The sequence below is a fragment of the Vibrio sp. SALL6 genome (assembly GCF_002002385.1).
Taxonomy (GTDB): Bacteria; Pseudomonadota; Gammaproteobacteria; order Enterobacterales; family Vibrionaceae; genus Vibrio; species Vibrio parahaemolyticus.
Map to the genome: position 1 here is coordinate 69442 of NZ_MQVK01000031.1, position 14916 is coordinate 84357.

The 14916-nt window shown below is 45.0% G+C and carries 11 protein-coding genes and 4 tRNA genes; 4 read left to right on the top strand and 11 right to left on the bottom strand.

Annotated elements, in window-relative coordinates:
* Positions 1-34 precede the first annotated feature (34 nt).
* Positions 35-1168: a class Ia ribonucleoside-diphosphate reductase subunit beta gene (nrdB, locus tag BIW15_RS19440; RefSeq protein WP_005494727.1), complete on the top strand. Its 1134-nt coding sequence runs from the start codon at positions 35-37 to the stop codon at positions 1166-1168.
* Entirely contained in the window at positions 1168-1446 is a 279-nt protein-coding gene (yfaE, locus tag BIW15_RS19445; protein WP_005457859.1) for a class I ribonucleotide reductase maintenance protein YfaE, read from the top strand. The genes nrdB and yfaE overlap by 1 nt, the downstream gene beginning before the upstream one ends.
* A gap of 72 nt (positions 1447-1518) precedes the next feature.
* Here the strand turns inward: yfaE and BIW15_RS19450 are convergent, their stop codons facing one another.
* A complete protein-coding gene (locus BIW15_RS19450; RefSeq protein ID WP_069504432.1) occupies positions 1519-2751 on the bottom strand; it encodes a CinA family nicotinamide mononucleotide deamidase-related protein in 1233 nt (410 codons plus the stop codon).
* A gap of 197 nt (positions 2752-2948) precedes the next feature.
* Between BIW15_RS19450 and BIW15_RS19455 the strand changes: the two genes are divergently transcribed.
* Positions 2949-3851 carry a DUF3943 domain-containing protein gene (locus tag BIW15_RS19455; protein WP_021448933.1) on the top strand — a complete coding sequence of 301 codons (903 nt, stop codon included), beginning with the start codon at positions 2949-2951 and terminating at the stop codon, positions 3849-3851.
* A 224-nt stretch (positions 3852-4075) separates the two neighbouring features.
* Positions 4076-4588: a glycine cleavage system protein R gene (locus tag BIW15_RS19460; RefSeq protein WP_005483182.1), complete on the top strand. Its 513-nt coding sequence runs from the start codon at positions 4076-4078 to the stop codon at positions 4586-4588.
* Positions 4589-4665: 77 nt separating this feature from the next.
* On the opposite strand, the gene nspC is transcribed toward BIW15_RS19460, so the two are convergent.
* The 10 genes from nspC to uvrY all read right to left on the bottom strand — a co-directional run bounded on the left by nspC (position 4666) and on the right by uvrY (position 14685).
* A complete protein-coding gene (gene nspC, locus BIW15_RS19465; RefSeq protein WP_077281483.1) occupies positions 4666-5799 on the bottom strand; it encodes a carboxynorspermidine decarboxylase in 1134 nt (377 codons plus the stop codon).
* A 113-nt stretch (positions 5800-5912) separates the two neighbouring features.
* Entirely contained in the window at positions 5913-7166 is a 1254-nt protein-coding gene (locus BIW15_RS19470) for a carboxynorspermidine synthase (protein WP_077281484.1), read from the bottom strand.
* An 18-nt stretch (positions 7167-7184) separates the two neighbouring features.
* Positions 7185-10061: a pyridoxal phosphate-dependent class III aminotransferase gene (locus tag BIW15_RS19475; protein ID WP_077281485.1), complete on the bottom strand. Its 2877-nt coding sequence runs from the start codon at positions 10059-10061 to the stop codon at positions 7185-7187.
* 732 nt (positions 10062-10793) lie between these two features.
* Positions 10794-10869 (bottom strand) — tRNA-Gly (locus tag BIW15_RS19485).
* Between the two features lie 10 nt (positions 10870-10879).
* Positions 10880-10966 (bottom strand) — tRNA-Leu (locus BIW15_RS19490).
* 76 nt (positions 10967-11042) lie between these two features.
* Positions 11043-11118, bottom strand: a tRNA-Gly gene (locus BIW15_RS19495).
* A gap of 20 nt (positions 11119-11138) precedes the next feature.
* Positions 11139-11212 (bottom strand) — tRNA-Cys (locus BIW15_RS19500).
* Positions 11213-11602: 390 nt separating this feature from the next.
* A complete protein-coding gene (pgsA, locus tag BIW15_RS19505; protein WP_005494716.1) occupies positions 11603-12160 on the bottom strand; it encodes a CDP-diacylglycerol--glycerol-3-phosphate 3-phosphatidyltransferase in 558 nt (185 codons plus the stop codon).
* Between the two features lie 46 nt (positions 12161-12206).
* A complete protein-coding gene (gene uvrC, locus BIW15_RS19510) occupies positions 12207-14039 on the bottom strand; it encodes an excinuclease ABC subunit UvrC (protein WP_077281486.1) in 1833 nt (610 codons plus the stop codon).
* 1 nt (position 14040) lies between these two features.
* Positions 14041-14685, bottom strand: a complete 645-nt coding sequence (gene uvrY / locus BIW15_RS19515; RefSeq protein ID WP_005386783.1) for a UvrY/SirA/GacA family response regulator transcription factor — start codon at positions 14683-14685, stop codon at positions 14041-14043.
* Between the last annotated feature and the right edge of the window lie 231 nt (positions 14686-14916).

The following is a 14916-nucleotide window of genomic DNA, read 5'->3' on the forward strand; positions in this document are numbered from 1 at the left end:
CCTTATGGGGAGGTCTAAAAGGAATTGAGGCATTATGGCTTACAGTACTTTTAACCAGAACAAAAATGACCAACTAAAAGAACCTATGTTCCTTGGTCAATCAGTAAACGTTGCTCGTTACGACCAACAAAAATTCGAAATTTTCGAAAAGCTTATCGAAAAGCAACTGTCTTTCTTCTGGCGTCCAGAAGAAGTTGACGTATCTAGCGATCGTATCGACTACAACAAACTGCCAGACCACGAGAAGCACATCTTCATCTCTAACTTGAAGTACCAAACGCTTCTAGACTCAATCCAAGGTCGTAGCCCAAACGTGGCACTACTTCCACTCGTTTCTCTTCCTGAGCTAGAAACATGGATTGAAACTTGGTCTTTCTCTGAAACGATTCACTCTCGTTCATACACTCATATCATTCGTAACATCGTGAATGATCCAAGTGTTGTATTTGACGACATCGTAGAGAACGAGCACATTCTAAAACGAGCTAAAGACATCGCACACTACTACGATGATCTAATCCAAACGACTAACGACTACCACCGCTACGGTGAGGGTGAGCACGTTATCAACGGTGAAACGGTTAAAATCAGCCTGTACGATCTTAAGAAGAAACTGTACATCTGTCTGATGTCTGTAAACGCGCTAGAAGCAATCCGTTTCTACGTAAGTTTCGCGTGTTCATTCGCTTTCGCAGAGCGTGAGCTAATGGAAGGTAACGCGAAAATCATCAAGCTGATCGCTCGTGATGAAGCGCTTCACTTGAATGGCACGCAGCACATGATCAACCTGCTACGTAACGGTCAAGATGACTTCTCATTCATGCAAATCGCAGAAGAAGCAAAACAAGACTGTTTTGACCTATTCAAAGAAGCGGCAGAGCAAGAGAAGGAATGGGCAGAGTACTTGTTCAAAGACGGTTCAATGATCGGCTTGAACAAAGACATCCTGAGCCAATACGTTGAGTACATCACCAACATCCGTATGCAAGCGGTAGGCCTACCAGCAGCGTACCCAGAAGCAACAACCAACCCAATCCCATGGATTAACGCTTGGTTGTCTTCAGATAACGTTCAAGTAGCGCCTCAAGAAGCGGAAATTTCGTCTTACCTAGTCGGTCAGATTGACAACGAAGTTCGCGCAGACGACTTTGAAGGGTTCGAGCTGTAATGCCAACCATCAAAATCAACAAACTTGTTAGCATTGAATCCAACCCATCCAATACCATTTTGGAGACCATGGAACAGGCGGGCTTACTTCCAGAATACAACTGTCGCGACGGTCACTGCGGTGCATGTCGTTGTAAGTTGGAATCTGGTGAAGTGGAGTATGTTGGTTTTGCCATGGCTTACACGCAAGGTGATGAGATTCTCCCTTGTATCTGTAAAGCCAAATCAAGCGTTTCGCTGACTGGTGTGAACTACGCGATGAAAGAAAAGCGCGCATAGTTCCAGACGAAGAAACACGAAAAAGCCAAGGCGATCGCCTTGGCTTTTTGTTATCTGTAGATGGTGAATAGCCTAAAGTGCGCTGTTAGGAATATGCATCTCTTTCACTTTCTCTAAAAACGCATAGTGGGTAAACATAGGTTTTCGCTCTAAGTAACGGCGTAATAAATCCAGCGCTGCGGTGCTGATCACTTTCACTTGATCGTCACGTTGATACTTTTTCGCTAACTTATAAGACGCGCCCCATTCACCTGATGGTGTAGACAAGGCGACAGAAAATACCCCACCTTCAACCTGTCCGGTCACTAATGCTAAATCGGTAGCGCACTTTTCGCGAGTCGCTCCCGCTAACGCAAATGTTGCAGCCAATGGATCGCCCTCATGGTTTACAGTTTGGTTACGCCCTGCCAGCACCCAACCGTGACCCAATTGCTTTTCTGCATTTTCATCACTGTTTAACCAGTAGGTTAAATATCCAGCACTGCTTTTTTCAGACACAGAAAGTGTGAGATCTTTATCCGCCAGCAGTTGTCCTACATGCTCAACCATCGGAAGGTCGATGCTAACCGTATTGCTTTCGAGGTGCTTGTTGATCAACTGCATCAGCTTCAAACGTTGTTCAAGCTGATCTGCCGGGCCAAACAGCTTCACTTCAATAAAAGGCAGATAAGAGCGATACCCAAGCTCATAGCCTTGTGGCAGTTTTAGCTGATCCAACTTATCCGAGATCCCAGATTCAGAAAGACCAAAAGTGTAGATTCGACTACAGCATGAACCTTTTACATCAGGAAATACTCTTCGAAGATCAGGCAAAATTTGTGTTTCTGCCATCAATTTGAATTCGCTTGGTACACCAGGAGTAAAATAAAAAATCGCGTCATTGATCAGCATTTTAAAGCCACATGCCGTGCCAATAGGATTGTCTAAAATTTCTGCGATTTCAGGTAGCATGGCTTGTTTTAAATTGCTATCAGGCATAGGAATGCCACGCCGAGCATACATGCTCTCCAGTTGCTCTAGCCATTCTTTAAACAATACCAGTTTGCACTCAGCCGCTTTCGCTGCCGCTGCGGCGCTCATGTCGTCGGTCGTTGGCCCCAATCCACCGTTAACAATGACTACGTCATTGTTGAAGCTCAGCATTAAAAACTCTTCGATTAAGCTCGACTGCTTGTCTCCCACAGTGGATCGTTTGGTTAAGCCAAACCCATGCTGATAAAACAAACTCGACAGCCACGCCGCGTTAGTATCAACAATATCTCCGTGAAGCACTTCCTCACCAGTACTTAGCATTGCAATTTTCACAACTGACTCCTGAACATAAGCACAATTCTATTTCTATACGGAGCACTTATATCGTTTTCTTTTTATCAGACTAATCGCTTAGTCAATTTGTTGGGATTAAATTAAGGTCAAGTATTTAAATGGGTTTTCTTTTAAGGGATAATTGTGAGCCCGATCATCAAACCATTAACTCGGAGACCTTTGTGTCAAAATCATCCATGTTCAAGAAGACTCTCGCAGGACTCTTACTGACGACGTCGGCCGTTGCTAACGCGAGCCAGTACGATATGAGCCGCCACTCAGAGTTTTCTTACACGCCTGATTGTATGTCAGGTTACTGCGAAACAACCAATCTGTACACCTTCGAATCTCAAAATCGCAGTCTTGCTTTTGAACAGAATAACGATGATTCTTTAAATCTTGACGCAGGCCTTCAGCCTAGACACCTTATCGTTCCTCAAGATAAGGACTGGGATTACCTAATGGGCCAGACGTACACCATTCTTGGCCTGAGTGTGGCTACTGTTGGTTTGATGACGTTTCTTCCTGAAAGCATTACGAAGTGGGACGAAGAAGACCGCGACATGAGTAAGCTGGGTAGCAAATGGAAAGATAACGTTTCTGATGGCCCGGTATGGGACCGTGACGAACACTTCCTAAACTACATCATGCACCCATACTTTGGCGGTGTTTACTACACAGCGGCAAGACATGCAGGTTACAACGAATTTGAATCATTCTTGTACTCTGCCACCATGTCTACTTTCTTCTGGGAATACGGTGTTGAAGCGTTTGCAGAAGTCCCTTCTTGGCAGGACATCTTTATCACGCCATTCTTTGGTGCGGTCGTGGGTGAAATGATGCTAACAGCAGAGCAAGACATCGTAGCAAATGGCGGCGAAGTGTTAGGTTCAGAAACTGCAGGCGACGTTTCTCTCTTCTTCCTAAACCCTGTTGGTCATATCCACCACTGGGTGACTGACGCATGGGGCGGCAGCGCTGAATTGAAATTCAACTCCTCACCTTGGTTCGGCAATCAAGATGTTGCGAAGTTTGCCATGGACGCAGGTGCAAGCTACGACAGTCAGTTTTACGGCGTAGAGCTGAAAGTAACGTTCTAAGCCAACCATATTGAACGACATTAATGAAGAGCAGCCAAACGGCTGCTCTTTTTGTATCTAGTGCACTGTTTTGATTATTTGCGTCGCGAATTAGTGTGAAAAATTGACTTCTATCAAACATAACCCCTTCCTAGGACCTACACTGAAGAAAAGGATTTATTCCAATAACTTAAGCGATGCGTTCCACCGCACTGCGTCCAAACCTTATTCCAGGAGGGGACATCATGAACACTGTGTTTATCGTTAACTTTGTCGGTCAAGCATCACCGGCGACTATCAAACAACTGGCTGCTGTTACTCATGAAAACGGAGGCAAATGGTTAATCAGTAAAGTAAACTTTATTGAAGACCAAGTCGCTGGGGTGATAAAAGTTGAGTTACCTGAAGAAAACGCGGACACGGTGAAAGAAGCGTTTTCAGCCTGCCAGACTCTAGTAGTTAAATTTGTGGATTCAGAGCCTCACTCACACAAAGAAGATACCATTTTCCAACTTCGTCTCGATTCCAATGACCGTGCAGGTATCGTCAATGAAATCACTCACGTTCTGGATGCACAAGGCATCTCTATTTTAGATATGGATTGCCAACGCGTATTTATTGCCGGGGGTGGCGGTGTGAGTTCTAGCTTGTTCAGCGCCAAAATGGCTATCAAGCTGCCAAGCGAATTGGAAATCGAAGATGTGGCGAACGAGTTAGAAGCGCTCAGCGAAGACACCAGAGTGATAATTGAAAGCTAGTCGATTTAGCCTTTTATTCATAGAAAAAGAGCAGCTATTTATAGCTGCTCTTTGTCATTGTAAGCATGAGAAAAACATTACTTCACAGACCACTGTGACAGTGAGCGTTTGAAGTCTGAGTAGTCAAACTCATTCAGTTTTTGAATCTCGCCGCTTGAACGCTCACAGTAAACAGAAGGCATACGTAGACCATTGAACCAGTTTAGTTTCACCATCGTGTAACCAGCGCTGTCTAGAATGTGCAGACGTTGACCAATCTCTAGTGGCTGATCAAAATTCGCCACACAGAACTGATCACCGGCAAGACATGAACACGAACCAATCACGTACTCGTGCTCGCCGTTGTCAGATGCCTCTAGAATGGAAGCTGGTTCATTGTAAATCAGCGTATCAAGACGGTGTGCTTCAGTTGCAGAGTCAACAATTGCTGTCTTCTTCACGTTCTCAACGATATCGACCACAGTAACCACTAAGTCTGTCGTCTTAGTGATGATGGCTTCACCCGGCTCTAGGTACATTTGCACGCCGTGCTTCTCAGAGAATGCTTTTAACGCTAGACCTAGCTTCTCAATATCGTAACCCGGCCACGTGAAGAATACGCCGCCACCCATGCTCACCCAATCCAGCTTGTTTAGGTATTCGCCAAACTGCTCTGAAATCGCATCTAATAGGCCGATAAACACGTCCACATCTTTGTTTTCACAATTCATATGGAACATCACGCCATCAATACCTTCAAATACTTCAGGTTTGATGTGATCAGCTTGTACACCTAAGCGAGAGAATTTGCGCGCAGGGTTTGCGAGGTCTTGACCCGCGTAGCTCACGCCCGGATTTAAACGTAAACCAATCGACGCTTTGCCATCAACAATGTGGCGGTAAGCTGCAAGTTGAGATTGCGAGTTGAAAATCATTTTGTCACAGATGTCTGCAACTTCACGTACGTCATCTTCGCTGTAACCCACACTGTAGGCGTGCGTTTCGCCACCAAACGTTTCGTATCCAAGTTTTACTTCGAATGGGCCGGAGCTGGTTGTGCCGTCTAAGTACGGCTTGATGATGTCAAACACACCCCAAGTAGAGAAACACTTCAGTGCTAGCACAAGCTTTACACCTGAGATTTCTTTGAGCTGTTTCGCTTTCTCTAGGTTCGCAATCAGCTTGTCTTCATTAATCATGAAGTACGGAGTTTTTAGTTCATTGTGTTGCATGTTAATACCTTGAGTACTTTCGCCGGAACGAAGCCACTATAAAATCGAACAAAGCCGACGCAGTTGCATCGGCTTAGATTTAGTTAATTCAAGATTAGCCTGAGCTTAACTGCTTATTTTTTAAGCTCGTGGATGACTGGTAGCCCTTGAGCTGGTTCCAACTCCTGAACATGCCAATCTAGACCGATTTCTGGCATTGTTTCTAGGAACGGATCTGGGTCTAGCTGCTCCATGTTGAACACGCCTTTGTCAGCCCACTTGCCACGGAAGAATTGAAGTGCGGCTGTGATCGCTGGTACACCTGTTGTGTAAGAAATCGCTTGATGCTCTACATCTTCGTATGCCACTTCGTGGTCAGCGTTGTTGTAGATGAATACGCTACGCTCTTTGCCGTCTTTCTTACCTTGAACCCAAGTACCGATACACGTTAAACCTTTGTAACCCGGCGCTAGAGACGTTGGATCTGGTAGTAGTGCTTTCAATACATGAAGAGGCTGTACTACTGTGCCATCGTGCAGCGTTAGCGGATCTGGACTTAGTAGGCCGATGTCGCGCATTACGTTGAAGTAGTTAAGGTAACGATCACCGAAGCCCATCCAGAACTCAATACGTTTCGCAGGGATGAACTCTTTCATTGAACGCACTTCGTCGTGCGCCATTGAGTACACTTTGTGCGAGCCACAGTTCGGGAATTCGAACTCAAGCATACGTGAGTGACAAGGTACTTGCTTCCACTCGCCATTTTCCCAGTAGAAAGAGTCACCTTGGATCTCTAGCATATTAGTTTCTGGGTCAAAGTTCGTTGCAAACTTCTTACCGTGATCACCCGCGTTTACATCCATCACGTCGATTGTGTCGATCTCGTCGAACAGGTGTTTTACTGCGTATGCTGCAAACACAGAAACTACGCCTGGATCGAAACCAGCGCCTAAGATGCCAGTGATGCCCGCTTCTTCGAACTTCTTACGGTAGCCCCATTGCCAATCGTAAGCTTCAGGGACTTGTTGACCTTCTGAACATAGGTCAACCGCGACTGATGTATCTAGGTATGAAACTTTTGCTCGGTAACACGCTTCCATGATTGGCATGTTTACCCAAGGAGGACCCGCGTTGATGACTAGGTCCGGCTTCACTTCTTCAATCAAAGCAACAAGAGAATCTACGTCGTCAGCATTTACTGCACGAGCTTCTAGTTTCTTAGTTGAATCTTTCAGATTGTTTTTCTTCTGAATCGATTCGATGATTTTCTCACACTTACCTACGGTACGTGATGCGATTGTGATATCACCCAGAACGTCGTTGTTTTGTGCTGCTTTGTGTGCAACTACCCAGCCAACGCCGCCTGCACCAATCTGTAGAATTGCCATAGTTTTCCGTTACCTTTGTTAAACTAGCTCAACTGCTAGCATATTGATTTTAGAGAGCAAAGATTCAAAGTCCGAAGTCGTTAGACACGGGTTCAAAATCGTAAATTTAAGCGCGGTTTTACCGTCGACAATGGTTTCACCCAATACCGCGATACCGCGAGTCAACGCTTCTAAACGTAGCGCTTTGTTCAGTTCATCAAGATCTGCTGTTTCGTGTGTTGCACGGAACAATACCGTCGACAATGAAGGCTCAGCTAGTAGTTCAAACTGATCGTTTGTACGGATCATGTCAGCCACTTCAAGCGTTTGAGCGAGTAGATGATCGTACATGTCACCCAGTGCCTTCGGACCCACGTTTTGCATGGTCATAAAGACTTTCAATGCATCGAAACGTTTGGTTGTCACGATGGATTTATCGACCAAGTTTGGTAGCTCATCGTGCTCACGATTCAAGTAATCTGCGTGATGAAGCAAGAACTTAAAGTTCGACTTGTCGTTCACCAAAAGTGCGCCACAGCTGATTGTTTGGTAGAACAATTTGTGGAAATCGACACTGATAGAGTGAGCGCGCTCAACGCCTTTCAGGCGAGACTTATGACTGCTAAGGATCAGCGCACCACCGTAAGCACCATCCACATGCATCCACATGTCGTGCTTGACTGCCATGTCGGCGATGAAGTCTAGGTCATCAATTGCACCGTGATCCGTCGTACCCGCAGTACCAACAATCGCAAATGGAATTAACCCTTCAGCTTTCGCTTGCGCAATCACTTCATCTAGCTTCGTGATATCCATGGTGCCATCAGCGTTTGCATCCACAGTCATCACCGCTTTCTCACCAAGACCCATCCAAGATGCAGACTTTTGAACTGTAAAGTGTGATTTCTTAGAACATACGATGCGAAGTTTGTCAGCGTAGTCAGGCAGACCTAACTTCTGGATTGAGTGACCACTTAGCTTATCTGCGATCCAGTCACGTGCCAGCATCAAACCCATTTGGTTACTTTGAGTGCCACCGCTAGTGAAAATACCATCGGCTTTTTCGCCTAAGTCGTACTTGTCGCACAACCAATTGACCACTTTTTGCTCAACGTAAGTTGCAGAAGATGCTTGGTCCCATGAATCCATTGATTGGTTCAGTGCTGCAATCATCGCCTCTGCTGCAACAGCCGGCATTAAAGGAGGCGTATGCAAATGCGCGATGCAATCAGGGTGTTGAGTGAAGATAGCGTTCTTTGCCACCAGCTCTGCCGCATCATCGATTACGGATTTAAGTGGCGCATTTTTGTTGTCTAGGTCAACCGCGTTGATCGCATCTTCTAACGCTTTAGGCTCCATACCTGAGTATGGTGCGTTAACTTGTTCAAACACTGACTTCATTGCAGCAGTTGTGTGGTTCATTACTGATGCAAACTCAGCACTGCCTAGTTCACCGGTATGGATGAAGTGCTTTTTCCACTCTTCTTGTGGTGCAGCTTCAACGTGGCTACCGCCTGCGGCGATGATCGCTTCTTCAAGCACACGTAATGCGAAGTCAATCTGTTCGAATGAAATGATAAGTGGTGGAAGGAAGCGAATAACAGAACCTTCGCGGCCGCCTTTTTCAACCATCAAACCACGCTCAAGCGCAGCACGTTGAATCGCTAGGGTCAACTGACCGTCAGCAAGAGGCTCACCAAACTTGTTAAGCTCGCCGTTAGGATTCTTGATTTCAACACCCAGCATCAAGCCTTTGCCACGAACTTCAGCAATACAGTTAACACGTTTTTGGATGCTTTCAAGACCAAAACGTAGGTATTGGCCCGCAACGTTCGCATGCTCAACAAGGTTGTCACGTTGGATAATTTCAAGCGCTTTAGCACCTGAAACCATTGCAAGTTGGTTACCACGGAATGTGCCCGTGTGCTCGCCTGGCTTCCACGTATCGTGTTGCTTATTGATCACAAGCAGTGACATTGGCAAGCCGCCGCCAATCGCTTTAGAAAGACACAATACATCAGGCACGATACCCGCTTCTTCGAAAGCGAAGTTGTAACCAGATTTACCCACACCACACTGGATTTCATCAAAAATCAGTAGGATACCGTGCTCATCACAAATACGACGTAGTTCGCGCAACCAGAATGCTGGAGCAGGAATTACACCGCCCTCACCTTGTACTGGCTCTACGATGATCGCAGCAGGTTTCATTATACCCGCTTCATCATCATTCAATAAACGCTCGATATAACGAATACTTGCTTTCGCACCTTCGTCACCGCCAAGACCAAATGGGCAGCGTAGGTTGTATGGGAAAGGCATAAAGTGCACATCTGACATTAAGCCAGTACGACGCGCTTTTGTTCCTAAATTACCCATCATGCCCATCGTACCGTTTGTCATACCGTGGTATGCACCACGGAAAGCAAACATGGTATTACGACCTGTCGTTTGTTTCGCTAGCTTGATCGCAGCTTCAACCGCATCAGCACCCGATGGTCCACAGAACTGAATAACACAGTTATCGCCCAGCTCTTGAGGAAGAAAAGACTTAACAGACTTAATAAAGTGAGTTTTAGCAGAAGTGGCAATATCAAGAGTTTGATAAGGCAGACCAGAGTCTAACTGCTCTTTTAACGCTTGGTTAATTTCAGGATGGTTGTAACCCAACGCTAAAGTACCAGCACCAGCTAGACAATCTAGGAAGACTTGACCACGAGTATCTTCTACCAAACAGCCATATGCTTGCTTAATCGCAATCGGTAGACGACGTGGATAAGAACGAACCTCAGATTCATGCTCCGCCTGTTCTAATAGAACTTGATCCGGCGTTAAGTCATACGTTCCCTCAACTAAAGGAACCTGAGAAGAAAAAATGTTTGCGATAGTGTTATCGACTTCAAAGGCAGTGCTCATACTACTTAATCCCTTGAATTGTAATAATTCTCGAACCTGTATTTATTTTCGTTTGAATTTAATTACAGGAGATATAGGTAAACCTCCGCATTTGTCGCTACGTAAAAGACAAATACAGATAGTCAGTCACAACATCGGTGACTTTTATTTGTGCTGGGAATTAATCAAGGTTCCGTAATGCAACCGTTTTGTAAAACAGGACATTTCGGCAGTATGAAGCTGATTAGTGTGTGTTTATTCAAAGGTTTCAATGTTGGGTTTCCCATTAACATGCTGCATTTACAGCATTAGTATCCCGTCTATCGACAAATGGCTTTACCGATACCTACCCTACGTAGTGTCACAATCAGCTTGAATGGTCACTACGCGTATCCCCCAGAGAACTAGCGTCATAAATTACGCTCCGAGATTGCGCGCGAATTTATCACAAAATAAAATCTTCTGGCAACGACTTTTCACAATTCATAAGTTGACAGCGATCACAACAAAACCATTCTTATTCTGATCTCAATAACTTACCTGATAGAGGTGAATTTATCTTGTTCTGTCAATATGCATCTAACAAAGTCATAAATAAAACTGGTTGAATAGTATGGATGTGCATTTAAAAGAACTGGTTTCCCAGATAGCCTAGAATTTGCATTTGTTTGGCGAGAGTTGGACTTACTTGTTGAAGTTGTTGAGAAACAACGAATACGAAAAAGCCCAGCTAAAAAGCTGGGCTTATCAATCTGGAGCGACACACGAGGTTCGAACTCGTGACCTCAACCTTGGCAAGGTTGCGCTCTACCAACTGAGCTAGTGTCGCAGATTTAAGATGGTGCCCCGGGCCGGACTTGAACCGGCACAACGCGAACGTCGAGGGATTTTAAATCCCTTGTGTCTACCAATTCCACCACCAGGGCACACAAATATTCTTTGTGATGCCTTTACAGAAAAGTAAAACACCATCTGATACCGCATAACGCCATATCTATAATTTGGAGCGACACACGAGGTTCGAACTCGTGACCTCAACCTTGGCAAGGTTGCGCTCTACCAACTGAGCTAGTGTCGCATTTATTCTCAAAAGAATAATGGAGGCGCCTCCCGGAGTCGAACCGAGGTCCACGGATTTGCAATCCGCTGCATAGCCACTCTGCCAAGGCGCCTCATTTGTGAAGCAAGCATCGCTTTTTTCACCACCCTTTCAAGCCGTGCTCTCTTGGGTACGGGATGCATTCTACGGATTCGAGCGATCGAGTCAACACTATTTTTATTTTTTTAAATCGTTTGACCAGATTTTGTGCGAAAGACTGTGGATTGATTAGTTTTAATACGAAAACATGACCAATTACACTTGTTTATCTTGAGTTTATGGCTACTCAGCACCCGCTGCTACGGTAGGTTCTCGCTATTTCAAGTAGAGATAATTGGACAATTACAAATCTAACAAACACCGACTGAACAAAAAACAAGATTAAGATCACATTTCTATTTTTAGAAAGTCATTCGAAATGCACAAAAAAAGCAGGCATAGCGACCTGCTTTCTTAATCTCGTTTAGTGATGTTCTTCGTTCAGCAAATCATCTTTTGCTGCTGCAAGATACTGAACCATCGACCAATATGTTAGGAATGTAGCGACGTACAGAGCGGCAAAGCCTAGCCAAACCATCCATTCGTCATAGCGCCAAATCAGAACCCATAATGCAAACATCTGAGAAACTGTTTTTACTTTACCAACCCAGGATACAGCGACACTTGCGCGTTTACCGATTTCAGCCATCCATTCACGCAATGCAGAGATGATAATCTCTCGCGCAATCATGGTTACAGCAGGGATAGTTACCCAAATAGTGTGGTAGTGCTCTGTAATCAAAATCAACGCTGTCGCAACCAGTACTTTATCAGCGACTGGATCGATAAACGCACCAAACCTTGAAGTTTGGCCAAGTTTACGAGCTAGCATGCCATCTAACCAGTCGGTAAAACCTGCAACCCAGAACACCATTGCTGCCGCAAAGGGCGCCCAAGAATAAGGCAGATAGAAGACAACCACGAATACAGGGATTAAGAACAGTCTAAGAAGGGACAGAATGTTCGGGATATTCAAACGCATTTTATTATTCTCTTACACATTGCGTGTTTATGTTGCTGGATTTTCCTTATTGTTTCAATGCTTGGAAAATAATTTCTGCTAAAGAGTGACTAATTCCCGGTACTTTGGCGATTTCTTCAACACTTGCACGCTTAAGTTCCTGCAATCCACCCATGTATTTCAATAAAGCCTGGCGTCGTTTTGGCCCAACACCTTCAATCCCCTCCAACGCGCTTGTACGTCGAGTTTTACCACGTTTCGCTCTGTGACCCGCAATCGCATGATTATGACTCTCATCGCGAATATGTTGAATCAAGTGTAAGGCTGGAGCATCACTTGGTAAGTTGAACTCTTGGCCATCAACCGTAATTAAGGTTTCAAGGCCAGGCTTACGTGTTACACCTTTGGCAATACCAATCATGATTGGTCGCTTAGGCCAATCTCCCCAATACTGGGCGATGATTTCATGCGCACGATTTAACTGACCTTTACCACCATCAATAAAGATGATGTCAGGGATTTTTTCTACGTCCAACTGCTTTGAGTAGCGCCGCTCTAACGCCTGCCCCATCGCTGCATAATCATCGCCACCCGTGATTCCAGTAATGTTATAGCGTCGGTATTCTTGCTTTACCGGACCTTCGTTGTTGAAGACCACACATGATGCGATAGTGCTCTCGCCCATCGTATGGGAAATATCAAAACACTCCATCCTCATAATAGACTCCATTCCCAGCGTCTCGCGAAGTGCTTTGAAACGTTGGTTGATCGTCATCTTATGGTTGATTTTTGTCGTGATGGCAGTAAGTGCATTGGTATTAGACAGCTTAAGATATCTCCCTCTCGCACCAGTCGGAGAAGTATGAAAATGAACCTTACGCCCTGCGACTTCACTCAGTGCTTTTTGAATAGGTTCGAGATCGTCGGCCAACTCTTGGTTCAGTATTATTCGAGATGGGATTGTTCGCGCCTCATTGTGGCTCAGGTAGTACTGAGTCAAAAAGCTATCGAATACCTCTTGTTGGCTCGTGTTTTGAGGAATCTTAGGGAAATGACTGCGACTGCCTAACACTTTACCCTGACGAATCATCAATATGTGGATACAAGCGATGCCGTTCTCTTGCGCAAAACCCAGCACATCCATATCGTCCATGCTGTCTTCCGATACATATTGCTGTTCTTGGACTCGTCTTATCGCTTGTATCTGATCACGAAACTTTGCCGCGTCTTCAAACCGAAGTTGCTGACTTGCAACCTCCATTTTCTCTATCAACTGCTTCAGTACTTGCTGATCTTTACCTTGCAGAAATAGACGGACGAAACCCACCAGCTCTGCATACTCTTCATCTGAGATAATCGAGCTCACACACGGGCCAGCGCAACGACCAATTTGATACATCAAGCAAGGGCGCGTTCGATTGGAGTAAACCGTATCTTCACACTGTCTAACAGGAAATATTTTTTGCAGCAAGTGCAGCGTTTCTCGTACCGCCCCAGAGTCAGGGTAAGGACCAAAATACTCACCTTTGCGCTTCTTGGCCCCACGATGCATCGACAATCTCGGATGTTTATGACCGCTAATGAATATATAAGGGTACGATTTATCATCACGCAGAAGCACGTTGTATTTCGGTAAATACTGCTTGATGTAATTGTGTTCAAGAATCAGCGCTTCTGTCTCGGTATGCGTCACCGTGACATCTATTTTGGCAATATTGCTCACCAAAGCGCGTGTTTTTTCACTGTCGACTTTTTTGCGAAAGTAACTAGAAAGGCGTTTTTGAAGATCTTTGGCTTTACCGACGTAAATAACAACAGCATCGGCGTTGTACATGCGGTACACGCCGGGCTGATGAGTTACTGTCTTGAGAAAGGAAGCCGAATCGAAAGGAGGATTCACACTAAAGGGTCTCGGTGTCCAGCATTCCGTGGCGAATCGCTAAGTGTGTTAACTCGACGTCACCATTAATGTCCAGCTTGCTAAACAGTCGATAGCGGTAGCTGTTGACTGTCTTTGGACTTAAGTTAAGTTGCTCAGAAATATCCGTTACTTTCTGACCTTTCGTGATCATAAGCATGATTTGCAGTTCACGTTCGGACAAATCTTTAAATGGGTTTTCAGAGGCTGGTGAGAACTGGCTCAATGCCATTTGCTGCGCTATCTCTGGGGAGATGTAACGCTGCCCACTATTGACCACACGAATTGCATTTACCATTTCATCCGGCCCTGCACCTTTGGTTAAATAACCAGAAGCACCAGCCTGCATCACTTTGGTTGGAAACGGATTTTCCGTATGAACGGTTAGTACGATGATTTTCACATCTGGATTCACGCGAAGAATTTTCTTGGTGGCTTCCAAGCCGCCAATCCCAGGCATGTTCATGTCCATTAAAACGACGTCAGCATGATTACTGCGACACCATTTCACTGCATCTTCACCGCTGTCAGCTTCTCCTGCTACGTTCATTCCACGGACGTCTTCAATAATACGTCGTATCCCTGTGCGAACCAGCTCGTGATCATCTACAAGGAAAACATTAATCAAACTTGTATCTCCACACTTTTTATTGGCTCTGCACCCACATAACTTTACTAAATGTGGATATCAGTATGACTGCCTATATACTAACGTATTTGGCAAAAAATTGCTTTCTATGAATATGTGCTGAAACGCAAACTTTAGCAAGAACTTATTCATAAACCACTCTATTATTTCAGAGCGTGATGTGCAGAGCCGAAATCTAGGAAAAACTAATTAACAACATTACCCCCAACA